This window comes from Pseudobdellovibrionaceae bacterium, from assembly GCA_023954155.1.
Taxonomy (GTDB): domain Bacteria; phylum Bdellovibrionota; class Bdellovibrionia; order Bdellovibrionales; family UBA1609; genus JAMLIO01.
On record JAMLIO010000002.1, the window covers coordinates 110,376 to 136,277 of the forward strand.

Annotated in this window: 23 protein-coding genes; 15 read left to right on the forward strand and 8 right to left on the reverse strand. The window is 41.9% G+C overall.

The window, feature by feature from the left end:
- The first annotated feature begins 27 nt into the window (after positions 1-27).
- Complete coding sequence (locus M9899_03300) at positions 28-1,509, forward strand: ATP-binding cassette domain-containing protein (GenBank protein MCO5113182.1); 1,482 nt, start codon at positions 28-30, stop codon at positions 1,507-1,509.
- On the opposite strand, the gene M9899_03305 is transcribed toward M9899_03300, so the two are convergent.
- From M9899_03305 to M9899_03315, 3 genes are all read right to left on the reverse strand, one after another.
- Positions 1,506-2,060, reverse strand: a complete 555-nt coding sequence (locus tag M9899_03305; GenBank protein MCO5113183.1) for a hypothetical protein — start codon at positions 2,058-2,060, stop codon at positions 1,506-1,508. The two genes, M9899_03300 and M9899_03305, sit on opposite strands and share 4 nt — an antisense overlap.
- A 310-nt stretch (positions 2,061-2,370) precedes the next feature.
- Positions 2,371-4,737 (reverse strand): ATP-dependent DNA helicase RecG, encoded by a 2,367-nt coding sequence (recG, locus tag M9899_03310; protein ID MCO5113184.1) that lies wholly within the window; start codon positions 4,735-4,737, stop codon positions 2,371-2,373.
- 43 nt (positions 4,738-4,780) lie between these two features.
- Positions 4,781-4,936, reverse strand: coding sequence for a hypothetical protein (locus M9899_03315; protein MCO5113185.1), 156 nt, complete (start codon positions 4,934-4,936; stop codon positions 4,781-4,783).
- 87 nt (positions 4,937-5,023) lie between these two features.
- Between M9899_03315 and M9899_03320 the strand changes: the two genes are divergently transcribed.
- Entirely contained in the window at positions 5,024-6,442 is a 1,419-nt protein-coding gene (locus M9899_03320; GenBank protein ID MCO5113186.1) for a sodium:alanine symporter family protein, read from the forward strand.
- A gap of 134 nt (positions 6,443-6,576) precedes the next feature.
- On the opposite strand, the gene lysS is transcribed toward M9899_03320, so the two are convergent.
- Positions 6,577-8,055, reverse strand: coding sequence for a lysine--tRNA ligase (lysS, locus tag M9899_03325; protein ID MCO5113187.1), 1,479 nt, complete (start codon positions 8,053-8,055; stop codon positions 6,577-6,579).
- Between the two features lie 155 nt (positions 8,056-8,210).
- Positions 8,211-9,134: a class I fructose-bisphosphate aldolase gene (locus M9899_03330; protein ID MCO5113188.1), complete on the reverse strand. Its 924-nt coding sequence runs from the start codon at positions 9,132-9,134 to the stop codon at positions 8,211-8,213.
- A gap of 42 nt (positions 9,135-9,176) precedes the next feature.
- Between M9899_03330 and M9899_03335 the strand changes: the two genes are divergently transcribed.
- Positions 9,177-10,418: an MFS transporter gene (locus tag M9899_03335; GenBank protein MCO5113189.1), complete on the forward strand. Its 1,242-nt coding sequence runs from the start codon at positions 9,177-9,179 to the stop codon at positions 10,416-10,418.
- On the opposite strand, the gene M9899_03340 is transcribed toward M9899_03335, so the two are convergent.
- Complete coding sequence (locus M9899_03340; GenBank protein MCO5113190.1) at positions 10,408-11,823, reverse strand: hypothetical protein; 1,416 nt, start codon at positions 11,821-11,823, stop codon at positions 10,408-10,410. The genes M9899_03335 and M9899_03340 overlap by 11 nt on opposite strands.
- A gap of 152 nt (positions 11,824-11,975) precedes the next feature.
- On the opposite strand from M9899_03340, the gene M9899_03345 reads away from it, so the two are divergent.
- The 10 genes from M9899_03345 to M9899_03390 all read left to right on the forward strand — a co-directional run bounded on the left by M9899_03345 (position 11,976) and on the right by M9899_03390 (position 21,524).
- Positions 11,976-12,467: a CarD family transcriptional regulator gene (locus M9899_03345; protein ID MCO5113191.1), complete on the forward strand. Its 492-nt coding sequence runs from the start codon at positions 11,976-11,978 to the stop codon at positions 12,465-12,467.
- A complete protein-coding gene (gene gltX, locus M9899_03350) occupies positions 12,433-13,944 on the forward strand; it encodes a glutamate--tRNA ligase (GenBank protein MCO5113192.1) in 1,512 nt (503 codons plus the stop codon). The genes M9899_03345 and gltX overlap by 35 nt, the downstream gene beginning before the upstream one ends.
- Before the next feature lie 43 nt (positions 13,945-13,987).
- A complete protein-coding gene (gene uvrB, locus M9899_03355) occupies positions 13,988-16,012 on the forward strand; it encodes an excinuclease ABC subunit UvrB (GenBank protein MCO5113193.1) in 2,025 nt (674 codons plus the stop codon).
- Between the two features lie 13 nt (positions 16,013-16,025).
- Positions 16,026-17,888: an excinuclease ABC subunit UvrC gene (gene uvrC / locus M9899_03360; protein MCO5113194.1), complete on the forward strand. Its 1,863-nt coding sequence runs from the start codon at positions 16,026-16,028 to the stop codon at positions 17,886-17,888.
- Between the two features lie 53 nt (positions 17,889-17,941).
- Positions 17,942-18,379, forward strand: coding sequence for a hypothetical protein (locus tag M9899_03365; protein MCO5113195.1), 438 nt, complete (start codon positions 17,942-17,944; stop codon positions 18,377-18,379).
- Positions 18,380-18,470: 91 nt separating this feature from the next.
- Entirely contained in the window at positions 18,471-18,812 is a 342-nt protein-coding gene (locus tag M9899_03370; GenBank protein MCO5113196.1) for a hypothetical protein, read from the forward strand.
- A 16-nt stretch (positions 18,813-18,828) separates the two neighbouring features.
- A complete protein-coding gene (locus tag M9899_03375) occupies positions 18,829-19,146 on the forward strand; it encodes a hypothetical protein (protein MCO5113197.1) in 318 nt (105 codons plus the stop codon).
- Between the two features lie 289 nt (positions 19,147-19,435).
- Complete coding sequence (locus M9899_03380) at positions 19,436-20,008, forward strand: hypothetical protein (GenBank protein MCO5113198.1); 573 nt, start codon at positions 19,436-19,438, stop codon at positions 20,006-20,008.
- A gap of 27 nt (positions 20,009-20,035) precedes the next feature.
- Positions 20,036-20,944: a hypothetical protein gene (locus M9899_03385; GenBank protein ID MCO5113199.1), complete on the forward strand. Its 909-nt coding sequence runs from the start codon at positions 20,036-20,038 to the stop codon at positions 20,942-20,944.
- Between the two features lie 55 nt (positions 20,945-20,999).
- Entirely contained in the window at positions 21,000-21,524 is a 525-nt protein-coding gene (locus tag M9899_03390; protein MCO5113200.1) for a hypothetical protein, read from the forward strand.
- Positions 21,525-21,679: 155 nt separating this feature from the next.
- Here the strand turns inward: M9899_03390 and M9899_03395 are convergent, their stop codons facing one another.
- Positions 21,680-23,152 carry a hypothetical protein gene (locus tag M9899_03395; protein MCO5113201.1) on the reverse strand — a complete coding sequence of 491 codons (1,473 nt, stop codon included), beginning with the start codon at positions 23,150-23,152 and terminating at the stop codon, positions 21,680-21,682.
- Positions 23,153-23,702: 550 nt separating this feature from the next.
- Between M9899_03395 and M9899_03400 the strand changes: the two genes are divergently transcribed.
- A complete protein-coding gene (locus M9899_03400; GenBank protein MCO5113202.1) occupies positions 23,703-24,515 on the forward strand; it encodes a hypothetical protein in 813 nt (270 codons plus the stop codon).
- Positions 24,516-24,642: 127 nt separating this feature from the next.
- Positions 24,643-25,533: a tyrosine-type recombinase/integrase gene (locus M9899_03405; protein MCO5113203.1), complete on the forward strand. Its 891-nt coding sequence runs from the start codon at positions 24,643-24,645 to the stop codon at positions 25,531-25,533.
- Positions 25,534-25,560: 27 nt separating this feature from the next.
- On the opposite strand, the gene M9899_03410 is transcribed toward M9899_03405, so the two are convergent.
- Positions 25,561-25,830, reverse strand: coding sequence for a helix-turn-helix domain-containing protein (locus tag M9899_03410; GenBank protein ID MCO5113204.1), 270 nt, complete (start codon positions 25,828-25,830; stop codon positions 25,561-25,563).
- Positions 25,831-25,902: the final 72 nt, after the last annotated feature.

Below are 25,902 nucleotides of genomic sequence, written 5' to 3' on the forward strand. Positions count from 1 at the left end.
TTTTATAAACAGAAGCTGGGTGAAAAAATGATCCAATTGAGTAATATTTCCAAAAGGTTTGGTGAGCGTGTCCTTTTTGACAACGTCACTCTGACTATGGGCAAAAAAGAACGTTTGGGCTTAGTGGGCAGGAACGGTCTGGGTAAGTCCACTTTATTTAAAATCATTCTAGGAGAGACAGGATACGACACTGGGGATATCTCTATGCCCAGAGGGTATCGTCTAGGACATTTAAACCAACATATTGAGTTTACTAAGGACACAGTGATTGAAGAATGCTGTCAGGTCTTGCCTGAAGATGAAATTTATGACTTTTATAAAGCAGAAAAATTGCTATTTGGTTTAGGTTTCACTCAAGAAGACATGTATTCTGACCCCAACACTTTTTCTGGGGGCTATCAACTTAGAATCCAGCTGACTAAATGTTTATTACAGCAACCTGATTTGCTTCTGTTAGATGAGCCTACGAACTATTTAGACATTGTGAGTTTGATTTGGCTCAGACAATTTCTTAGGACCTTTCCTGGTGAAGTGCTGATGATCACCCATGATCGTTCGTTTATGGACAGTGTGGTGACCCATACGGCAGGGATCAATAGAGGGCAGGTGCGCAAAGTCGAAGGTGGAACAGAAAAGTACTACGATCAAATTCAAATGGATGAAGAGATCTATGAGAAGACTAAAAGCAATCATGATAAAAAGATCAAAGACTTAGAAAAGTTTGTAGAAAAAAATCGAGCTAATGCCGCCACTGCGTCTCTGGCGCAAAGTAAAATGAAGTTGATCAAAAAAATGGGAACCATGGATGATCTTGGAGACATTGATACGATGGGTTTTCGTTTTAACTATAAGCCGACTCCAGCTAAAACGGTATTGACCGTTAAAGATTTAAGTTTTGGCTTTGAAGAAGGCAAAGACCTGTTTAAAACACTTAATTTTGAGGTCAAAATTGATGACCGTGTGGCCATTGTGGGTAAAAACGGGAACGGAAAAACCACTTTACTCAATGTCATTGCAGGTAAATTACAAGCCAAAACAGGGGAGATGCAGTTTCACCCAGAAACTCAGATCGCATACTTTGAACAGACCAATAAAAAAAATCTTCAAGTACAAAATAACGTCATTGATGAGATATGGAGTGCGGATCCTCTATTATCCTTAACACAAGTGCGTGCCATCTGTGGGGCAATGATGTTTCCTGGTGACACAGCAGAAAAGAAAATTGGTGTTCTTTCTGGAGGAGAGTTGAGTCGTGTACTTCTGGGACAAGTGATTGCAAGACCCAGTAATTTACTTCTGCTTGATGAACCTACAAACCATTTGGATATGGAATCTATCGCTGTTCTTGCTGATGAGATCAAAGATTTTCGAGGAGCCACTTTGATGGTGACCCATGATGAAGACCTATTGCATAAGTTGGCCACCAAGATCATCTATTTTAAAAATGGTAGAACAGATCTTTTCTTAGGAAACTACGAGGAATTTTTAGAAAAAATAGGCTGGGACTAGTAAAGCTTAAAATGAGTTTCAGCTTGGTTGATCAAGTAAGCATTGTCTAAAATAAATCTTAAAAGTAAGAGCGATCGACGAGGAAGTTCTTTGCTGTTCGAAGCTGAGGGGTTAGCATCTAAAGCTGCGTACCGCGCTTTAATCTCTAAATGAACTTTAGCTAACTTTTCAATATGAGAGTGTGTGTTGGGATCTATCGGCTGGCGGTTAAGAATTTTATAAGATAAAAAATAAGTGACCACACTTTCTTGGGACTGCATAAGTAACTGGACGATCTTTTTATCAAGCACTCTGTTGTTATGGTTTATGCGAAGAGTTTGAAGGCTCATATTTAAGTTTGTGATATGATCAATCTGTTGATACTTTGAATTTTCATGAAACCTTGATACAAGTTGAGGATTCATAATCCCAAAAGTCCTTAAAACCTTACGCCCTTCCTCTGGTGTAAGTGACAAAAAACGTCCCTCTGAAGACCCAAGAAATCCCTCACAACGAGCGGCTTGAATCTCAAAGCTTAAAAACATCATCAATAGACAAAAAATAACTTTCATAAAAACCCATAAAGTAAAGTCCTTGTGTTATATGCAGATTTTAGATCTAAACATCAACACAAAAAAGATAAATAGAAAATTGTACCTTAGGCCTTATCTAGTTCGCCTCGCTGGTTTTTTGAGTCTATTATCCCTATTCACAACGACCCTCCGAGGCGAGCAATGCGTATCCGACACGCGTTGGCCTATGGGGCCAAAAGGTCCCAGAGGGTAACGCGTGCCGCAGACGCTTTGCACCCGCAGTCGGTCGGGTCGTTGTGAATAGGGATAATAGACTCAAAAAACCAGCGAGGCGGACGGGTTCTAGGGCTTAGCCAATTTTAGCAAGGGCGAGGCGCTTTTTATTCTTTTCTAAAATGCGTTTGATTTTGTGGTTTTTTTGTTCTTGTAAATAGGGATCTTCTTTAAAGATTTGAAAGGCTTTGTCCCTAGCTATGTGTAAGAGGCGGGTGTGAAGGCCTAAGTTGGCGAATCTAAATAAAGGTAGCCCCGATTGTTTGGCACCTAAAAATTCTCCTGGGCCTCGCATTTCTAGGTCGTATTCAGAAATTTTAAAACCATCTGTGTTTTCGGCCATGATGTGAGCGCGCTGTTTGGCCACATCAGAAAAAGCGTCCCCAAGGACAAGAAAGCAGTAACTTTGATGTGTGCCACGTCCCACTCGTCCCCGCAGTTGGTGCAGTTGGGATAAACCAAAGCGTTCGCAGTTTTCAATGATCATGACATTGGCGTTAGGTACATCCACTCCGACTTCAATCACGGTGGTGGAGACTAAGATATGTAAATTACCATTTTTAAACTCACTCATGACCTCGTCTTTTTCGCCTGACTTCATACGGCCGTGCAGTAGTCCCACTTTAAAATCAGGGAAAGTTTGTCTGATTTTGTCATACTCTTCAGTAGCATTTTTAAGGTCTAGAGTTTCACTCTCTTCAATCAAAGGGTAAACAATATAAGCCTGTTGTCCCTTCTGCAATTGGGTGTGCATGAACTCCAAGGCTTTCCTTTTTTCTTTCGGGTAAAAGACTTGAGTTTGTATGGGAGAGCGTCCAGGAGGAAGTTCGTCAATCACGCTCACATCAAGATCGCCGTAAACGCTCATGGCTAAAGTTCTGGGGATGGGTGTGGCTGTCATGACTAAAAAGTGAGGGGCGCCACCTTTGGTTTTTAACTTTTGTCGTTGATTCACCCCGAATCTGTGCTGTTCATCAATGATAACCAGACCTAAATTTACAAACTGCACCTGATCTTCGATCAGGGCGTGGGTTCCAATGCAAATATCAATATCACCTTGAGCAAGTAGATCTAGAACTTCTTGCTTTTCTGAAGCTTTCATCGATCCTGTTAAAAATCCAATGCGAACACCAAGAGGACTTAAATAGGTCTGTGCATTTTTGTAGTGCTGTTCTGCTAAAATTTCTGTAGGGGCCATAAAGGCCACTTGATATCCATTGTCTATGGCATGGAGGGCCGAGGCCAAAGCCACTAAAGTTTTTCCGCACCCCACATCTCCTTGTACCAGCCTGTGCATGGGAGAATCTTGGCGCAAGTCTTCTAGGATTTCTGCAAGTGCTCTTTTTTGTGCTCCCGTGTAGGAAAAACTTAAACTGTTTTCTAATTCTTGCATACGCAAAGACTGGATAGGCATAGCAAGGCCTTGCTCTTTTTGACGATGCAATTTTTTGTAGGCACAAAGCACTTCCATTTCAAAAAGTTCATCAAAGGCCAGACGGTAGTGAAAAGGGGTTTTGCCCTCGCTGTAATTAAATGTCTCTTTAAGCTCAGGGTAGTGAATCTTCTGTAAGGACTCTTTACGAGAGGGAAGTTTGAACTCCTGAATGATCCATTCAGGCAAGGGATCGTAACTTAAAAGTTTTTCTGTTTGGCTTTTGGTATCTTTTTCTGCCAGGCTCAAATTTTGAAAAGCCATATCAATCAATGTGCGAATCTTTTTTTGCGAAAGCCCTTCGGTTTCAGAATAGACGGGAACAAGAGCATTCTCTCTTTGTTCTTGCTCTTGATCCTGTGTCAGTCCTTTTGTTTGGCCCTGCACTTGATCGCGATGCTGATTTTGCCCTTGCACTTGATTGAGGTCTTGTTTCTTTGCTTGATGGCCATTCTGATTGCGCCCTAGCACTTGATCAAACTTTTGATTTTGAGCCAGACTTCGCGTTTGATCTTGAGTGGCTACAGAGGGAGTGTTTTGTACTTTAATGATCTCTACTTCTGGGTGATGAAATTCCTTTTTGCCGCCATAGTAAGTGACAGTACCCGTAACATAAACCTCCATGTGAGGTTCAAAGTTATTGAGATATCCACGGAAAGGGAGGCGAAAAAATTTACAGACAATGCTACCTGTTTCATCAAAGATCAAAATCTCAGAGATCTGACGACGCCCACCACGAACTGCAAATTGCCGCGTTTTTAAAACTTTGGCTTTAATTTTAACGGTGTCTCCTGCTTCTAGAGTGGCGATCTTTCTATTGAGTCTCTGGTCTTCGTAAGCACGTGGTACAAACTCCACAAGATCATTGATATTATAAATCCCTTTTCTTTTTAGACGTTCCCCCAAAGCAGGGCCCACGCCTTTTAAGAACTGTATGGGAGTCTCTAAATCAATGGACATGAAGGTCACCTCGTTGTGGAGACCAATAACAATCTGTACGGGTCTACCCATTAAAACCCCCTTAGCCTACTATAAATTTGCAAAGAAGACACGATCAGAGTTCTGACAGTGGCGGTGCACCTGAGTGAGGAACGGCCTGAATGCCAAAGCGTGTCGAAGGTTTTGTGCTTAGAGGCCGTTCTGGCATGAAGTCGTGAATGGCGAGCCTTGCCGCAGCTTTTATAACTCTTATCATTTTGCTTGAAGACATGCACAGCTCATATTTGTATCTTCAAGGCAGGTGGAGTATGCTGCGCCCTTAAAAGACTAAAATTTTAAAACAAAAGGGGAAGGCTGCATGTCGGATTCAGAGCAGGCCGTAGGGGCTCTAGATGTTTTTGTTACCAATCTTAATGCAACAATAGAATGGTTGGTGGGGTATGTTTGGAGCACGCCCACGATTTTAACTCTTCTTGGAGTTGGAGCGTTGTATACTATTGGTCTTGGCTTCATTCAGATTCGTGGTGCCAAACATGCTATCAAAATTTTAAGAGGAAAATACTCTACACCTGAAGCGGAAGGACAGATTTCCCACTTTGAAGCTCTCACTACAGCGCTGTCATCCACTGTGGGCTTAGGCAATATTGCGGGGGTGGCAGTGGCCATTTCTTATGGTGGGCCAGGAGCTACGTTTTGGATGCTTTTAGCTGGAATGCTAGGGATGGCCACCAAATATGCTGAGGCCACCTTAGCACTTAAATACAGAATTATTGATGAAACAGGTGTCGCGCGTGGCGGTCCCATGTATTACATCACTAATGGTTTGGGACCAAAGTGGAAACCTATGGCTATCTTTTTTGCTGTGGCCACGGCCATTGGAACATTTGGTGGTCCTAATATGTTTCAAAGTAACCAAGTGGCGTCGATTCTTAACGAAAGTTTTTCCATCAATATTCATCTTACAGGAATCGTCCTAGCGGTCATGACAGGTGCTGTGATCTTAGGGGGTATCCAACGTATTGGTAAAGTCACATCTAAACTTGTTCCATTTATGGTTGTGATCTACTTGGGTGGAGCCTTTTTAGTGATTCTTTTAAATCTTAAGGAAATCCCTGGGGTACTGATGATGGTGCTTGACCATGCTTTTAATGGTACGGCTGCGGTAGGGGCCTTCCAAGGGGTTGTGGTTAAAGAGGTGATCATTGCTGGGATGAGAAGAGCAGTGTTTTCTAATGAAGCGGGAATGGGAACTTCGGCTATGGCCCACTCTGCGGCTGCAACTAAAGAACCTATTCGTGAAGGAACGGTGGCTTTGTTAGAGCCCTTTGTAGATACGATGATCTGTTTTTGTTCGACCGCTATGGTGATCTTGATCTCTGGAGTATGGAAAGATGGCGGCAATGGAGTGGTTCTTACGGCCAAAGCCTTTGATGCCGCAGTTCCTATTCCTGGATTTGGTCAATACTTGGTTCCGCTTGTTGTTTTGTTATTTGGTTATTCCACACTTTTAAGTTGGTCTTATTATGGTGAGGTGGCTTTAAATTACCTCATAGGTAATAAAAGTATATTTTACTACCGCGTTTTATTTTGTATCTGCATTTACATCGGAGCCATCTGGAGTTTGGATCCCATCATTGCCTTTTCAGACTTGTTATTTGGTCTGATGGTGATTCCAAATTTGATTGCCTTATTGCTTCTGTTTAAAGATGTGAAAAAAGACACCATCTCCTACTACGATCGCCTAGCGGCGGGCGAGTTTGAGAAGGTGAAATCTTAAGTCAAAGTGCAAGAACTGTAAATAAACTCTAAGATTTGAGTGCATAGAAGAAAAACTCTGGTTTTACAAATTAAAATCTTGCAAAACGGGCTCTATAAGAGCCCCGTATAAATCTGTAAGGTAATAGTTCGATTTTATCCTCTAGGTTTCATCGTAGGGAAAAACAGAATATCGCGGATAGAATGTTGGTTGGTTAAAAGCATCACGATACGCTCAATACCAATCCCTACACCACCAGTGGGGGGCATGCCCACATCAATGGCATTTAAGAAGTCTTCATCCATAGGCTGAGCCTCTTCGTCCACTACACGTTGAGCCTCTTGCTCTTTTAAGCGGGCTCTTTGATCTTCGGGATCGTTAAGCTCTGTATACGAATTCCCAATTTCCATCCCTGCGCAAATAGGTTCAAATCTTTCCACCAACCCAGGTTTTGAGCGGTGGGATTTAGTCAATGGAGATATCTCAACAGGGAAATCCGTAATAAATGTAGGCTGAACAATTTTAGGTTCCACGGTGTGGTCAAAAAGTTCCATGATCAGATGTCCTTTAGAAGGAACATCTTTAGCGTCAAACTTAGGATCATACTTTTTGATCTCAGCAATAATGTCTTCTGCAGGAGCGCTTTCTACATCAAAGTCGCCATATTTTTTAATGGCATCATAAACGCTAATTCTTTCCCACGGAGGAGTAAAATCTAACTCTTTATCTTGATATACGACTTTTGTGCTGCCTGTGACTTCTTTAGCCACAAAAGCAATGACCTCTTCAAATTGCTTCATTTGATCAATGTAATCTGTGTAAGCTTCGTAATATTCAAGCATGGTGAACTCAGGGTTATGGGATCTATCAATGCCTTCGTTTCTAAAGTTCTTACCAATCTCATAGACCTTTTCAAATCCACCCACGATGAGTCGTTTTAAATACAGCTCTGGGCTGATCTTTAAGAACAGCTTCATGTCTAAAGCTCTATGGTGAGTAGAGAAAGGATAAGCTGCGGCCCCTCCGTAGATGGGCTGCAATACGGGGGTCTCTACTTCTAAAAATCCTTTGTTATCCAGATAAGTTCTAAAGGCGCGGATGATCTTTGAGCGGGCCTCAAACACGTTGCGCGTTTCGGGACTCATAATTAAATCTAAGTATCTTTGTCTGTATTTGATCTCTACATCGGCTACACCATGATATTTTTCTGGTAGTGGTTCTAAGGTTTTACATAAAATTTGTAGGTCTTTAACGTGTAAAGACATTTCGCCTTTACGGGTTTTAAACATATAGCCTTCCACACCAATGATGTCGCCAATGTCCATCAGTTTAAAACTCTTTTGAGCAGTCTCACTTAGCTCAGAAACTTGCACATAGGATTGAAAACTTCCTGTTTGATCTTGCAGGTTAAAAAAAGCGGCTTTTCCCATTGGACGTTTGGTCATCAAGCGCCCTGCAAGCTTGGCCGTGAGTTCTTCTTTTACATCGCCTGGCTCAAACTCCGCATCCTTACTTTTAAGGTCCGCAGCATTATGAGTCTTTTTGTAGTTATGCGGAAAGGGATCAATCCCTAAACTGCGAAGTTCCTGAAGTTTTCTTGTTTTTTCGAGACGAAGTGGATTTTCTTTGCTCACTTTTTCTTCCTTATGTTGGGTTCTTGTGATGACTCCAGCGAGCCATATTTTTAATTTAGTTACCTTTTCTTTTTTCTGATCACAATAAAAAGGGGTCAAAACACGGTTCTGACCCCAGTTCAAAAATTGAAAAATATAATGCTTGGACTTAGGGTCTAATTTTTACCAGCATAAGTATCCATAATCTTATGCAGAAGTTCAATAGCTTCAGCCTTAGGACGTTGGAAAGCGTTACGCCCCATAATGCTCCCAAAACCACCACCTTGGGCGATTTCAGAAATCTCTTTCATCACTTCGTCTGTCCCCTTAGCGTCTCCACCACTAAAGATCACAATGCGTTTGCCGTTAAAAGAGGACTTAATGACGAGCTTAATACGGTCAGCAAGAGAGGAGATCTTAATTCCGTCACGCTCAATAGCGGTCTTATTTTCTTTTTGTTCAATATAAGCTGAAGGCGGTTTAACTTTGATGATGTGGGCTCCAAGTTGGGCCGCAATGTGTGCCGAGTAAGAGATCACATCAATGGCAGTTTCGCCCTCTTTAGACAGCTGCTCCCCGCGAGCATAAGACCAGATCACAACGACAAGGCCTGCATCACGAGCCATACGAGAGGCCTCAGCGATCACTTCATACATTTCATGGCGGTTTGCACTTCCTGGGTAAATGGTAAAACCAATGCCCACACAACCCAGTTGCAAAGCCTCTTGAATGTAAGAGGTCACGGCAGAAATAGGTCCACCTTTGTCGGTGTATAAAACGTCTGAATTGTTGATCTTTAAGATCAAAGGGATTTCGCCTGCAAAACGTGCGGCCCCCGCTTTTAAGAATCCGTAAGGAGCGGCATAGGCATTACAGCCTGATTCAATAGCAAGCTCAAAGTGGAAAAAAGGATCATAACCATCGGGGTTTTTTGAGAAAGAACGGATGGGTCCATGTTCAAAACCTTGGTCCACGGGAAGGATCACCATCTTTCCTGTACCTGCTAGGCGACCATGGTTCATGATGCGAGCTAAATTTGTAAGCACTCCAGCGTTTTCGGTTTCATACCAACTTAAAATTTCTCGAACTCTTGGTGTCATCGGATCTCCCTTTGTTTTTACTCTCATGATACATTCTTGAATGTGAGTCAATTTTTAATCAGCAGACTAAAACCCTTTTGGTACAGAAACTTCAGGCTGTTTTACTTTGCCCACATTTTATCCCTTATTGGTCGCTGGTCTCATGATTTAGCTAGAGCTTGGATCATTTATGAACTGACGGCAAGTGCTGGGGCAATGGGCAATGTACTCTTAGCGGGAGCCATTCCTGTGCTGCTGTTTATGTTTTATGGCGGAGCCCTAGTTGATCGTGCTGATGTCAGAAAAGTCATGATGATCACCCAAAGTATCATGTGTGGTTTAGCCATCATCTTTGCGTTTTGGGTGGAGTTTGGACAGATTCAGCTCTGGCACTTTATTATTTACGCGATCATTGAAGGCACTGTAGCGGCTTTTGATGGCCCTACCTTTCAGGCTCTTGTGGTGAGACTGGTTCCCAGGGAGGATTACCAGCAGGCCCTGGCCCTAAATTCCACAATCTTTCATACGGGACGTGTGCTTGGCCCTTTTATTGCGGGCTCTTTGATGATGATTTATGGCCCAAGTCTGATCTTCTTCTTAGATGCGTGCACTTATATGGTTTTAGTTTTTACTCTATGGCAATTGGACTGGAGCCCCACGGCTAAAAAAGTATCCGAGGTGGCCAAAAGCTCTACCGAGCAGATCAAAGAGGGGCTGGTTTATTTTTTCAAAAGCCCTGTGCTTTTGTATCCCATCCTGCAACTGATCTTAGCCATCTGTTTTATATTCCCACTTTTACTTACGGTTTTGCGCACCTATATCCCGATTAAGTTTGGTCTTGATGCGGGAACCTATGGATGGGTGTTTAGCTTTCCAGCTTTAGGTTCGCTTTTTGGGGCTTTAACTTTTGCGATCTGGAAACCCAAAAATCCATTGACCTCCTTGTGGGTGGGGATCCCTGCTATGGTGTTCTTTTTATTTCTCATTCCAAGGGCTAACACCCCTTTTGAGGCGAGTATGCTGATGGCAGGACAGGGATTTGCCTCTTATCTAGTGATGGCCGCACTGACTGTGTATCTGCATCTTGAAGTTTTAGATGAATACAGGGGGCGACTGAGTGCCCTTATTGGGATACTGTTTATGAGCATTGCTCCTCTTATGAGCTTTCCTATTGGGCATTTGTCGGATGTGCTGGGATATGAATTCACGATCGAGAGCTGTGCGATTTTATTTTTTATTGGCTCTCTGACCCTTAGGATTTTTCATAAAACATCACCAAGGGTCGAAAAGGACACTATTCACTGATCACAAAATTAAATTTACCAGAGATGCTGCCTTTGTCGGTTTGCAGTTCAGAAGTTTGAATTTCAAAATTACTTTTGCGAACCACTTGAAACCACTCTTTGCAGGCTTGTAACTGGGACACGTCAGACTGGTCTTTAGTTTTTAAAGTCAGAATCACAATGTCGTTATTACTGCTGATCTGGGCAATAGGGCGACAGACTACGGGTGTGTCAGTACCTAGAATAGCGACATCAAGTTCTTTAATGGGGCTTGAATGTTTTTTGTTGTGCAGTGGACTTCGGCTATCAATCTTGGCTGTGATCTTTAATATCGGAAATCGCTGTTCGTTTTGGGGATTTGGAATTTCTGTATACATAGCACCTGTAGAGGTAAAGTAAATCAAATTGAAAGATTCGGGTCGGGTCTCTTCAGACACATCTGACACTTCTTCGGGGCTTTTAGGTGTCGCATCGCTCGGAGCTGTGGTGTTGGGTGTTTCTGCTTTTGCTGTTTCAGGTGTATCCACTTTAGCCGTTTCAGCGGGAGTGGTGACAGAACTGTCTGCGGGTTGAGACGGTCTTGGGTCTTCTGTTACGGTGCCTGCTGGACGAGTGACTTCCTCTTTAGTGGTTCCTAAGTCCGCAGGACGAGGACGTGGGATGGGCACTCGATCTAGTGGAACATCGGCCACAGCATCGGAAACGATAGTCTCAGGTTGATCTTTTTTCGGTGTTGTAATGGGAACACTGGCCGCCTCACTAGGTCTTTTCACAGGGGGGCGATCTTTACCACCCGTTTCAGGTCTTTGCTGATCAGGACGCACTAAAGTCGATCCTGTTTGCCCTCCGTAGTTGGGGTGATTAGGACCATAGATATTAGAGTCATTCAAAGTAGGATCGTAGGCGAGCACTCCATCTAGGTACACTTTGCCGTTTCGAATTTCTAATTTTTCTCCAGGCTTTCTGCACACTCCATGTTCGCAAATCAGTCCGTCATCAAGCTCAGTTTCTGCTGTTTCATAGGCCACGCGCATCGGCTCGTCATGCAGATCAGGTCTTTCTAAAACCACAGGGCCGTTAGGGGTAAGAATATAAGGCTCGTTATTGGCGTTATAAAAAACTCCAGGACTGGGCGAGTAGGGTTGGTTTCCAGTTTGCAAAAGGTCACCTCTATGACAATTTTTGTCTTCAAATTGCCGTAAAATTTGAGGGGCCGCGCAAGGGTGAAGTTGGGCTTGGTAGCTTAACGCCTGACACATTTCTGCCAAGGTGCTAAAGCGTCCTTTGAACACCGAAGGAGTGCAGTTGCTAACGGTAAAATTATAGCGGTAACTATTAGATTTTGAAGAGGATTTTGCGGAGTCAGAACCACAGGCACTTAAGGCTAACAGGCCGCTTAATCCAAGCGATAAAATTTTATATCTCACGCCACACTCCTTTTATTTTGGTGTGCTTTTTAGGAAGCTTTCAATGCAGCCTATTCAGCAAGGAGCAGGCCAACTTCAGCTGTTATTGTATTTTTTTCACATTGATAATATGTGTCAAAAATGCTAATTTAACCCACTGTCAAGGAGGCGACATGATCTCATTTAAGGTTGGCGACAATGCTGTTTACCCAGGACACGGAGTGGGCGAGGTAACGGCTATTGAAGAAAAAGAGATTTTTGGCACCAAACAGAAGTTCTATTCAGTGAAAATTAAAGAAAGTGGAATGAAAGTGATGGTTCCCGAGAAGAACATTTCTTCTGTGGGTTTAAGACCTGTAATCTCTCGCGAGCAAGCTGATGAAGTCATGGGCATTTTAAGACAGAGATCTACAAAAGTAGACAATCAAACTTGGAACCGTCGTTACCGCGAATACATGGAAAAGATCAAAACGGGTTCTGTTTATGAAATTGCTGAAGTTTTAAGAGACCTTTTTACTTTAAAAGTAGAAAAAGACCTAAGTTTTGGTGAAAAGAACCTTTTAGACACCGCTCGTGGTCTACTTTGGAAAGAATTATGTTTGGCCGTTGATGAAGAAGCTTTGAAATCTGATGAAGTCACTGCTATCTTCGGTCATGATGAGTAAGACAAATAATACCAATACCCCAAATTCCGTACGCGTTCGCTTTGCTCCCAGTCCTACAGGCTATTTGCATGTAGGTGGAGCCAGAACTGCGCTTTATAACTATCTTTTTGCTAAAAAAAACCAAGGCACTTATATCCTTCGGGTGGAAGACACTGATGAAGAGAGAAGCTCTGATGAGTATCTTAAATCCATGCTTGCTGACCTTCAGTGGTTGGGGCTGCCATGGGATGAGGGGCCAGATTTAGACTTACAAGATCACGGTGATTTTGGTCCTTATAAGCAAAGTCAAAGAAAAGACATTTACAACGAATGTACCAATAAACTTCTTGAAAGTGGAAAAGCCTATTACTGCTTTCTGACCGATGAAGAGCTTGAAGCTCAAAGAGAAGTGGCCATTCAAAAAGGTGTGCCCTTTAGACCTGAGTCTCCCTATAGGGACTGGAGTCTGGATCAGGCCAAAGAAAAACTAAAAGCACAACCCGCATCTGTGCGTTTTAAAAACGACTACACACAAGATTTTAAATTTCAGGATCTGGTACGTGGCGAGGTGACCTTTCCCTCTGACATGATTGGCGACTTTGTTTTGGTGCGATCCAGTGGAATGCCCGTGTATAACTTTGTGTGCACTGTGGACGATGCCTTGATGAAGGTGTCCCATGTCTTTCGCGCCGAAGAGCACTTAAGTAATACTTTAAAGCAGATGATGATTTATGATGTATTTAACTGGCCTTTGCCCAAGTTTGGACACTTGTCCATCATGCTTGGTGGTGATCGTCAAAAATTAAGTAAGCGTCACGGGGCGACCAGTGTCACTCAGTTTAAAGAGCAGGGGTATTTGCCTGAGGCTTTAGTGAACTTTATTGCCCTTGTGGGGTGGAGTTCTCCGAGTGGTAAAGAGATCATGTCTATTGACGAAATGATTTCAGAATTTACAGCAGATCGCTTTAACCCTGCAGCGGCTGTATTTGATAACGACAAATTAAAATGGATGAATGCCCAATACCTTAGAAATTTACCCGCACTTGAGTTGTGGAAACGCCTTGAGCCTTTCTTTGATCAAGAGGGTTTAAAGTTCACAGGGGATGACACTTGGAAGACCAAAGTCATTGAGGCTTTCAAATCGGCTATGGAAACCTTAGCTGATGGGGCGACGGTGTTAAAGCCTTTAAGCGAAACTCCTTTGGTGATCGAAGATCAAGCCAAAGAAGTTTTGACGTGGGAAAAGACCAAAGGCGTGATTGGAATTTTAGAATCAGAGGTGAAGGCCAGTGCCGAAACGTATTTAAGCAATGAAGTCTTAGATAAAGTGATGGAGCGCTGTAAGGCGGAATTAGATGCCAAGGGCAAATTTTTATTTATGCCTCTTAGGGTCGCTCTGATTGGTAAAGCTCATGGTACTGAGATCAAGGACTTATTCCCACTTCTCAGAAAAGAAGTGCTTTTAAGTCGCATTTCAGAAGTCCTTAAAGCTCTTTAACAAACAGTTTCCTCGCTCATCCTCCCTATGGTAAGCTGTAGGGATGAAAAAGAAGGCCCAGTTCAAGCTGCACTCTAAGTTTACGCCTGCGGGGGACCAGCCCCAAGCGATCCAGCAGATCACTGAAAATTTTAATAATCATCTCAATCATCAAACTCTTCTAGGTGTGACAGGGTCAGGTAAGACCTACACCATGGCCAATATCATTCAAAATTTAAACGTCCCTACTTTGATCCTAGCACCAAATAAAACGTTAGCGGCGCAACTGTATGTGGAGTTCAAAGAGTTTTTTCCTGAAAATGCCGTGGAGTACTTTGTCAGCTACTATGACTATTATCAACCTGAAGCTTATCTCCCTGCTACAGACACCTTTATTGAAAAAGACTCTTCGATCAATGAACAGATTGATCGCATGCGACACTCTGCCACGCGTTCTTTGTTTGAACGCCGAGATGTGGTGATTGTCAGCAGTGTATCTTGCATTTACGGTTTGGGTTCGCCTGAGCAGTATGGAAATCTGATGATTGACCTTAAGGCCAACTCTAAACTTAAGCGCGACACTCTTTTACGTTCTTTGGTGGGCATTCAGTATGTGCGCAGTGATGTGGATTTTCATCGAGGAACCTTTCGGGTGCGAGGGGACATTGTGGAGATTCACCCCACCTACGAAGAAGACCTTGTTATTCGTGTCGAATTTTTTGGGGATTATATTGAAAGAATCTCTTGGTTAGACCCAGTGAGAGGCACGGTGGTCAGAGACGTGGAAGAGGTGTCTATTTTTCCAGGCAGCCATCACGTCACTTCCCAGGAAAATATCAAGGCTGCTATTGGGGGCATTCAAGACGAACTTCGTGATCGCATTCAACACTTCAAGACCAATATGCAGTATCTTGAAGCGGAAAGAATTGAGAAAAGAACCTATCATGACATTGAGATTTTAGAAGAGATGGGATTTTGCCCTGGAATTGAAAACTACTCCAGGTTTTTAACGGGACGTCCTCCAGGAATGGCCCCTCCCACTCTGCTTGAATATTTCCCCGCTGACTTTTTAACCATCATAGATGAGAGCCATGTCACGGTTCCTCAAATTGGGGGAATGTATAGAGGCGATCGTGCCAGAAAGATGACCCTAGTAGAGCATGGTTTTAGGTTGCCTTCAGCTTTAGACAATAGACCCCTTAATTTTGATGAGTTTGAAAAGTTCACGCGTAAAACTTTATATGTCTCTGCAACTCCTAAAGAATTTGAAATTGAAAGAAGTCAGGGACTTATTGTAGAGCAGATCATTCGCCCTACAGGTCTTTTAGACCCAGAGGTGTTTGTAAAACCTGCAAAACATCAGCTGGACGATCTGTTAGTAGAGATACAAATGCGTACAAAACAAAAAGAACGAGTGTTAGTGACAACACTTACGAAAAAAAGCGCAGAAGATTTAACGGACTTTTTAACTAAAAAGAACATGAAGGTTAAATATTTACATAGTGATGTACACACCATAGAACGCACAGAAATCATCAGAGATTTACGTTTAGGGGTTTTTGATGTGTTAGTGGGGATTAACCTCTTAAGAGAGGGATTGGATATACCTGAGGTGAGCTTAGTCGCTATACTTGATGCCGATAAAGAAGGTTTTTTAAGATCAGAACGTTCTTTGATCCAAACTATTGGTCGTGCCGCAAGAAATGCTCAAGGTAAAGTGATACTTTACGCCGATGGAGTCACAGATTCTATGGCACGTGCGATGAAAGAGACCTCAAGGCGGCGTCAAATTCAAGAAGAGTATAATAAAGGACATGGCATTACACCTCAGACCGTATTTAAAAAGGTCAATGCAGGCATGTTAGAACTTTATGATCCAAGACTTAAAGATGATGAGGGCTTGCGTGAAGTTTCACAAAAAGCCAAAGAGTACGAAAAATCCCCAAGTCTTATTTCTAAAGATATTTTAGCTTTAAAAAATAAGATGAAATCCCTATCACAAGATCTAGAGTTTGAAGAGGCAGCTAAAGTAAGAGATGAGATCAAAAGATTGCAGATTCTTGAGTTAGAAATTCGTGGTGAGGAGTAAGCGGGGTGGTATCATGAGTGATACTTCTTCTTTAGAAGAGTTAAAAGCCTTTGCGGCCACGCTTCCCCAAGACCCAGGGGTTTATCTGATGAAGAACCTAGCGGGGGTTGTGATTTATGTAGGGAAAGCAAAGAATTTAAAGAATCGTGTCCGTTCTTATTTTCAAAACTCTAAAGATCAGTCTATCAAAGTCAAACATCTAGTCAGCCACATTGTCAAAGTGGACTTTATTGTCACACAAACTGAAGTGGAGGCGTTTTTGCTTGAAGCCTCTTTGATTAAAAAATATCGGCCCAGATACAATATTCGTTTAAAAGATGACAAAGCTTATCCTTATATTAAATGCACCATCCAAGAAGAGTTCCCTCGCCTGTATCTGGTCAGACATGTTAAGCAAGACGGAGCTTATTATTACGGACCCTATGCCAGTTCTTTTGCTGTCAAAAAGACCATGCAGTTTTTAAATCAAACTTTTAAGATTCGAGATTGCAGTAATGGATTCATGCAAACACGCAAACGCCCTTGTTTGACTTACGATATGGGACGTTGTGAAGCGCCCTGTGTGGGATATGTGACTTCAGAGACTTATAAACAGAGCATTGTTAAAGCCATTGAGTTTTTAGAAGGCGATAATCAAAAGATTCTTCAAAACTTAAATTCCGAGATGCTCAAATATGCCGAAGAAGAAAGTTTTGAAGTGGCGGCTAAAATCCGAGACCAGATCAAATCCATTGACGCTATTTTAGAAAAACAAGTTGTAGTGACTGAGGACGGGATAGACACTGATCTTGTGGCGTACTTTAGTAATGAGCACGGTGCCTTAGTTGAAATTGTATCCGTTCGTAAGGGGAGAGTGATAGGAAGTCGCCCTTACTTTTTTAATAAAAATAATTTGGGTGCAGACTATGAAGACCAACGCCATTGGTTGATTTCGTTTTTAAACCACTATTACGATGATAACTTTATTCCTGATCGGGTCCTTTTGCCGATGTCTGTGGGGCTTGAGTTAGAAAAGTTACTTGTCGATGTTTTAAAAAGTAGAACACATAAAAATATTAGCATTAGTGCTACTGCTGTAAAACAGGAAAAGTCCTTAAAGGAATTAGCCGAAAAGAATGCCAAGTTGCATTTTGCTCAGTTTGCAGAAAAGGCGGCCAAAAAAGATGAGGGTTTAAAACTCATTCAAGAGAAATTAAAGCTCCCAGAACTTCCGCGAAGAATTGAATGCTATGACATTTCTAACTTCCAGGGTGGCAGCAGTGTGGCAAGCCAAGTGGTATTTTACGATGGAGTTCCAAGTAAGGAAGATTACCGCAAGTACAAAATTAAAACCGTTCAAGGACCGAATGATTTTGAAAGCATGAAAGAGGTGCTTAAGCGTAGATTTTCACACAGCGAATATGCTGATCCGCAAATGATTTTGGTGGATGGTGGTAAGGGGCAGCTTAAACTTGCAATAGAAGCTCTGAAAGAAGTAGGTAGAGATGATATTCCTGTGCGAAGTTTAGCTAAAGCCCGCACGGAATCAGACTTTGAAAGTAAAGAAGTCAAAGGTACTGAAGAGAGATTTTTTATACCCAATAGACAAAACCCAGTTATTTTTAGAAGCAACACAGAGGCTTTTCGTATCTTAGTGCAAATGCGTGATGAAGCACATAGGTTTGCTATAGAATTTCATCGCAAGTTGCGAGATCAAGAAAGTCTATCCAGTGTACTGGACCAAATTACGGGTCTTGGTCCTAAAAAGCGAGCCTTATTAGATAAATATTTTCCTGATATGACTCAGCTTATGGCGGCAAGTCTTTCCCAACTTGAAAGAGTTCCTGGGATTCCTAAAGCCTTGGCGAAAAGAATCTATGAAGCTTTACATCCGTAAAAATTATAAAACTTGAGTTGCCATGCTCATAGTAAAGTGTCTTAATGAAGTATATGAAAAAGATATTTATAGGTTTTATAACGCTATTGCTATTGCCTGGATGTGCGGCTCTTTATCATGTACAGATTTCTGACATTGAAACTACAGATCGTGGGCGCATCATTGACATTAAACTCAGTGAAACAGGAGTGGACATTAAAGGGGCTGGTCACACAGCCACTGCTGTGGCAAGAAACAAGCATATCAAACGTGGGAATCAAGATGCGGCAAATGCTACTGCAGCTATAGATATGCTGCTAGCTTTGATCAACTTTGGACCAAGTACAGGATTTCCCGTCTTTACGGATCGCTATGCAGATCAAGTTTTAGATGAAATTGTAGGGCGTTGTCCTAGTGGCAAGATCACAGGACTGACATCTATACGTGAAGCCAGAGATTATACTTATATCTCTGGAGAGATTGTAAACATAAGAGGTTACTGCATAGACTGATGTTTGAAGTGCAGAGAGCTAGAGTCATTGTGATAAAGACACGTGACATTGAGTGAGTGAAAAGGGATTTAATTTTTAAATAGAGGGCTCCATGAGAGGTTTAAATACAATGAATACAGGAATTTTAGGTTTCAAAAAAGTAGTGATGATTTTAAGTCTGATTGCGTTTTCAGGCTGTGCCTCGTTAAGAAGCGTGTCTATGACCAGCTTTCCAGAAAACCGAAGCAAACCCGTAGAGGCTAAGGTGAGCAAATTTGTTTTTCTTGCGCTGAACTTTAATAACGACTTTGTTTCTGATCTTGTTCCTCAATTGCAACAACAGTGTCCTAAAGGTAAAGTGACAGGGATCACTTCTAAATATGAAACGCGTTGGTATCTAATTGGATACTCCATGATTGTAACCAGCCAAGGGTTTTGTTTAAAAAAATCTTAATTGAAGTAGGTAGGAAATGAAAAGAACAGCAGCGGTTTTATTTTTAGTATCAGGACTACTTGGATTAAGTGGGTGCTCCCACAGTGTACATCAAAGTCATATGGGGGACTTTCTGCCTGGTAAGCAAAAGGGGGCGCGATATTTTACTGTAGAGGCGCAAAAAAAGGTGATCCTAGGATTTAACTTCAACACGGATTACGTAGAAGAGGCCAGACAAAAACTTTTAGCGGCCTGCTCAAAACAGATCACAGGGGTCAACACTCAACATATTACAAGCCACAGTTTTGCCTCTTACACAGAAAAGATCCGCATTAAAGCACTGTGCTTAGATTAAAGTCTTAAAAAATTTGCATTCAAAGTCTACGCCTAGGCAATAATCAATCAATTTGGCCACAAAAAATTCTCGTCTTCAAAAAATAGTATTCAAAGTCTATGCTTTGGTTCAAAGCCTAAAAACCGTTTTGTGGTTTTTAGGCCAAGTAAATACTCAAAAATCTCCTTATATATCAAATAGTTATAAAATATCCTAAAACCTCGAAACCTTTTGGGTTTTACATGGTTATGTCATTGTAACGGCGATAGCAGTTTAATAACAAAAAAATACGCCAATATAAGGAGCAAACATGAACACCTCATTTCGTAAGCAGTTTAAAAAAATAACAGCCTATATTTTAGTAGTAGGCGGCACTTTTTTAAGTGCGCAAGCCTCGCATGCTTTAACAGAAAAATTAGAAGTCAATTTGTTTACATGCCCCATTTCTAGTTCTCAACGTCATGAGCAAGTCGTCATTAAGGATGTCACTGTCAATGAAAGTAACGGCACTTATCATTATTTTGTCTTTGATGTGGAGGCAGGCAACAGAAATGGTGCTGTCAATGGTGAAGGTCAGCATTTAAAATACATTCAAACTCTTCTCACCACACAAAATGCGGAAAGAGACACCTTTTACCGTTCTTACGGTGACAACTTTTATTTTGAAATGGATTTTAGAGGCCATAACAGGGACTCACGAGTAAAGCTGTTTTTAGACAAAACCCATAACGGAAAATATATTTTATCTTTAAATGGAAGTGGTCCCTTATTTTATGAATTCCAAAGCGACTACCAAGACGTACTGTTAGAATCTGAATTTTATACCGCTCACTCGCGTGTGGAATGTTTTATTCACCCTAATATTGACCAATACATCAGGTAATACACCCGTAAATAAAGGAGAAAGAGTATGAAAACCTCATATATGCAATGGATCTTGATATCTGGACTGTTGGTTTTTGCAAACGTGGCCTGTGTGACCACAACTCCCATCGGTGATGTCGTTGTGGACGGGTCAGTCAGTGTAGAGCCGCAAGTGGTGTATCGCAGCAGTTCGCGGGTGACCATTGGTATTGGTCCAAGTTATACCCTTGATGATGCTTTTTATTTAGCAAATGACCATTGCCGAGGTTACGGTTATTACGCCGTGCCTTCTTCATCAAGATGGGATTACACTTACGATAGTTACAGAAACTTAGTGTATTACTGCCGTCGTCGCCCCGTGGTCATTACACATCCTGTAGTTGTGCATCCTTCACGTCCTCGTTATCATCACCCAGCACCCCAACCTCCTGTGCCTCATGATAATGGATGGTGGTCAAGAAACCGTCCTTCGCCGCCACCAGTAGTGGGAACACCTCCGCCAGCTCATAGACCCATCCCAGCTCCTCCAGCGCGTCGCTATGAACGGGATACACGTTCGACCACACCTCAATCCCCATGGTCTTACAACCCTCGTAAAAATGAAAAACGTAGTACTATTCCCACGCCTCCTCCTGTTGTGACGACGCCCACACCTCCGCCTGCGCCTCCTGCAACACGCTATGAGCGAGACACGCGTTCAACCACCACGCCATCTCCATGGTCTTACAATTCAAGAAAGAATGACGAGCCCACTCGTAACACTTATACTCCGCCATCTACCAGCTCAAGTTCTTCTAGTAGTGGTGGATTCTGGGGTAAAAACTCTCCATCATCGAAGTCGTCTTCTTCAAGTTCGGACTCTTCGTATTCATCAGGTAGAGGGGCGTCAAGCTCAAGCCCATCTTCGAGTGCGTCGTCAAGTTCACCAGGTTGGTGGGGCAAAAACAAAAAGTAATGGCCAGCAAGTTAAAGATTTGCTAAAAAGGGACTTGGAAGAGGTCCCTTTTTTTATGAGTGACAAACAAGTGCAAAACTCATTTTTACCCCGATTTATTGTGTCTGAGTTTAAAGACAGATCGGAGGTTGCAAATAAGGCAGCAACAGATAAAGCGGCCACGGATGAAGGGACCCAAGTTCTTCTTACCTCTGAGATGCTTCACTCTTTTAAAGATAATTTAATGTCAGCACCTCAAGTTGAATTGGGTGTGATCTGCTTTGAGAACGTTTCTGAAGAACCAGCTCTTGCAGAGATGCTAGATAAGTTAGTGATGGCAGTCAAACAGAACGATTATCAGATGTACCAATTTCCCAAAGAAGTTCAAAATAAAATCTCAGTAGACATGTTAGAGACCGCACTGTCTGAAGTAGAGTCTTTGCCACATAATAAAATTTTAATCTTTGATTCCAAATCACAGAAAACCCAAAATAAAGACCTTGGAAACTGTAAACTGATCACCACTTATGGACTGACAGATCTAAGCCAAAGTGTGCAGTATAAAAAAGACCTTTGGACCTTTTTGCAAAAGCATTTTTAAAAAAATCTTTCTTACACACAAGCATAGTCATTGTCTCATCTGCAATAGGACTTGGAACTTTACTATATTCTGATTGGCGACTTTGGGCCAACGAATGAACGAGAAGTAAGCAAGCCTAAGCGAGTTTGTTTGAAAGGCTTATGGGATCGTCTGTATTATTGTGCTCGACAGCTTTCCACACACTTTTCACCTGTGAGTGCCACTTTAAAAGTACTCATACACTCAGAAGTCTTTTTGTGTCTGACGACTGACACCTCTGAGACATTAGGCTCAGAAATGCTTTTGAAGCGAGATTCACACAGAAACTTGGCATACTTTTCCATTCCTGTTTTCATAGTGGGACTGGTGGGAAGGTAATAACTGGCTGTCATCATGTTTATCCCAATGGCATTATTTGTAGGACTGCTTTGAGCCAATTCAAAATCAAAATTGGCGGAAGTGATTTTGCTGCACTCACTTAAAGATTTGGCTTTGCGGATTCCTAGAGGGTCTTGCCCCGTTTTTGTAACTATAAAGATATGTCCTGAAGAGGCGACGACGTCACCGACAGCTAGATCTTCAGTTTTAGCTACAGCGATTTTTCTAAAGCAGGTTGTTCCACCACTACTAGGATTTTTAAATCTTGCCGAATTGTAACTAAGAACATCACGGGCTTTAAGATTTACACTAGGGTTGAGTTTTAAGCCTGCTGTAGCTAGTGCTGTGAAAATAAATCCCGAACAGTCAGTACCTAGAGCCGCAGATCCAGTCCCATGATTTTTAAAGAAGTTAAGTTCAGCATTGGCAGCCGCCGCCGAATAAGGTTTCCCGCCGTAATCATAAATCAGAGGGGAGTTGTAAGTAGAAAAGCAACTGGAGTCAGGTGTTCTTTGACTTAAATAGGGGTGAGTTCTTTGTACAGAGCTTAAACTAGAAATCACACGCACATTTCCGCCCCCAGAAGAGTGGCGTCCTGTAACTTTGATTCCCTCTAAAGAGCTTTTTGAATTTTGAATTGTGGGTACATTTAAAGCCTCACAATTTTGGTAAGCGGTGGCAAAGGTCTTATAGGTGCCAAAGATTTCTGGAGGATATTTATTTTGCAGTTGTTCAAATAAGGACCCTGCAATGGGCTCTTCGTCTGGTGTGCTGTCGTCTTGATCATTGGGAGTATCGTTACTGCAATTTTGTTGTAAGTTTTTTGATAACACTTGCAGTTCATTTAAGTGACTGCGAAAGGTGTCCTGAATGCTCTTTGTGGTTTTTGTCATTTGATCGCGAGTTTCAATGTGTGATAAAAGTTTTTTGATCTCTTCAATGTTTTCAGCGCCCAGTTTTTTTGGGAATTCAACAACAAGAGCTGTGTAAAACTCTTCAAATTTTACGATGATCTTTTGAATGTCTTCCTTGTGCTCTTCGTAGTTGTCTAGGGTGGTAAAGTCTTTTTGAAGTTGCTTCATCACCGCACTGACTTCGGGAAGCTTTTGATTTTCTTCTAAAGAGAGGTGAAGGATGTCAAACATCTGGGATTCAAACTGCTCACAACTCATTTGGTTGGCTGCAATGCTGCTGAGTTGTTGAGTGTGCATGTCGTTCTGACAGGCTGCCAAAAAAAGTAAAAAAGTAGAATATCCGATGAGCTTTTTCATATATATCCCATCGTGTAAGCCCGACTAACGCCTGAGCTTAAAAAATCTGTAATGCCCACAGTCTGGACTATAGTTGAGGGTATAAAGGACTATAGGTTTGAATCTCAAGGTTTTTTGACCAACTCCTAAACAAATCACAACAGCAGTTTAGACTCATATTACGTCTCAAACTGATACAACTGTCGTCATCATGTTTTTCACAATACATACTCTCCTCTGTACTTCCATCCTTCCTCTTTCTTTTGGAGACGGCGCGGGGTTGGCCGTTTGGTTTTATATGTTCGAAATGCGAGTTCGGCTTGGCGTAGTTTTGCGAACGCAAAGCTATGCCAAACGTTATGTCTGAGCATTTTGAACATATAAAACCAAACGGCCAACCCCGCGCCTGTTGGTCTTTTTAAGGAGTGTCTACAAATTGGACGGTTTTTTGAGGCTGTCTAAAAAAATATGATAGATTTACATCTGTAAATTCAAGGGTTTAAGACTTTGTGCTTTTGGTATGCTCTTCGCATAGATAAAGACAAATAAATTGTAACTCGATGGGGGAGTTATGCTTAAATCGATCAAATTTTATCTGAGCCTAGTGATGCTACTAAGTGTGGCCTATGTCTCTGTAGGTTGCGGTGGCTTTTCAGCAAGCAATTCTGAGAGCCCACTGGGATCGTATTTACCAGGAGATCTTGATCTGCCACCTACAGGTGAAGACCCAGATGATATGGAGTATGAGGGTGATGGTGTATATCTGACCAACTTACACCCTGACATTTCAAGTTTATATGCCAAAGCCTACTTTCATGCTGACATTGGTGAACTTGCAGGAAGCCCTGGAACAAGTTCGGCTCGTCAAGGTGGAAGTGTGGTCTTAACTTTTGAAGACAGTTCTGGAAATACATCCAAACGTTATTTTTCAACAGGTGGAAGCACGCTTTCAAGTATGGAAAAGAACTATTGGACTAAGAAGACTAACGGAGACGTCATGTGGAGAGGAATCTTCCAAGGTCAACGTGGTGCTTTTGTGGTGATCATTGATGGTGTATTTATGTATGGTGACGGAGCGGGACCTTTAGATACTATGTCGGGTTCGGTTTGGTTTAGACCATGGCAAGTTTTAGAAAATAGAGTTTTACCAACACATGAGTGTGTGCTCAATGCGTATGGTTTATGGGATTGTAAAAACCAAACAGCACCGATTCGTCAATGTTGGTACATCTCAAAAGGCCCTTATGATTGCCGCTTTAACATTTCTGGTGATGCTTCAACAGTCACTCGTGGGTCAGGTAATGAAAAGAACGACACCAACTGGGTGAAGTTAGGTCGATTCTCAAACCTTAATAAATCCAAAGTCTTTCACGAGACCTACTAAGATATTTAAAAAACTAGAAACATAAAGTTTCTTAAGAGCTGTCATGGATGAACCGAGACAGCTCATTTTTTTTGGAGTCTTTAATGAAGGGCCAGATATGTAGTTTCTATTTGCATCCTTAAAATTCATGTTACATAATATTTCTATGCTTGCATTTTGGTCTGAATTTTTTGAAGAGTTGGAGTTTGTAAGAGGGCGATCGAAAAATACGATTCAATCTTACCGTAGGGATTTAGAACTTTACGAGTCTTTTTTAAAAAAGCATAAAGACATTCATTACTTTTATGCTTTTATGAAGGGTCAAGGCCTCAGTGATAGATCACAAGCTAGAGTGATCAGCAGTTTAAGAACCTATTTTAAGTTTTGTGAGTCTAAGGGTAAGGACTCCCCAGAACTTCGTTCCTTAAAGTTACCTAAAGTCAAAAAGACCATACCCAAAACTATCACGCCAGCACAGTTTGAGATGCTCTTTCAAGCGGCTGCCGTCCCACAAGAGACACTTAAGACTGAACGTAATCAATTGGTCTTACTTTTACTTTTTGGCCTAGGCTGTAGGGTGACAGAGTTAATTCAGATCGAACTTAATGATGTGGATTTACAAGAAGGTTATGTCAAAATTTTAGGTAAGGGAAATAAGGAGCGGCTTGTCCCTTTAACAGAGAGTTTACTTACCAAAGTGAAAGTCTATCTTGAGGAAGCAAGACCAAGTTTGGTTAAAAACAAAACCGTGAAGACTCTTTTGGTGAATGAAAGAGGGAAGGCCTTATCTCGCATAGACATTTGGAGATGGTTGGCGGCATGGTCTCAACGTGCAGGCTTTAAAGAAGTGATACATCCCCATCAATTGCGCCATGCCTGTGCTACAACCCTGTTGGAGCAAGGAGCAGACCTTAGAAGTATTCAAATTTTGTTGGGACACACTTCTATCCAGACCACTCAAGTGTACACTCAGGTCACTACCAGGAAGCTAAATAAAGAAGTGGATGCTAAGCATCCACTTTCTCACTATAAAGACTAGCGTTAGGTTCTCTTTTTATTGCGCTTACTATGCGCGAATAGATTTACGGATTTCTGCTTCTGATTGATCTAACAAAATAGTCAACAGCTTAGCTTTTGGAATCTTAGTAAGCTTAATGATTTTGCCTACATGATCCATTCTTGGGCTGCACAGACCGCGCTCCCAGTTGCTGATGAGTTGCTTGTTTACTCCAAGTGCATTCGCAAGTTCGCTTTGGCTTAAGCCTGCTTTGATGCGATGGTCTTGGAAGAAGCGTCCGATTTTTCTTGAGTATGGTAATGCTATTTTTGTTTTCATACGTATCAAGGTAACGTCGTAAAAAATAAATGTCACGTAAATTTGTATAAAAAATCTTACTTGAGAATGAAA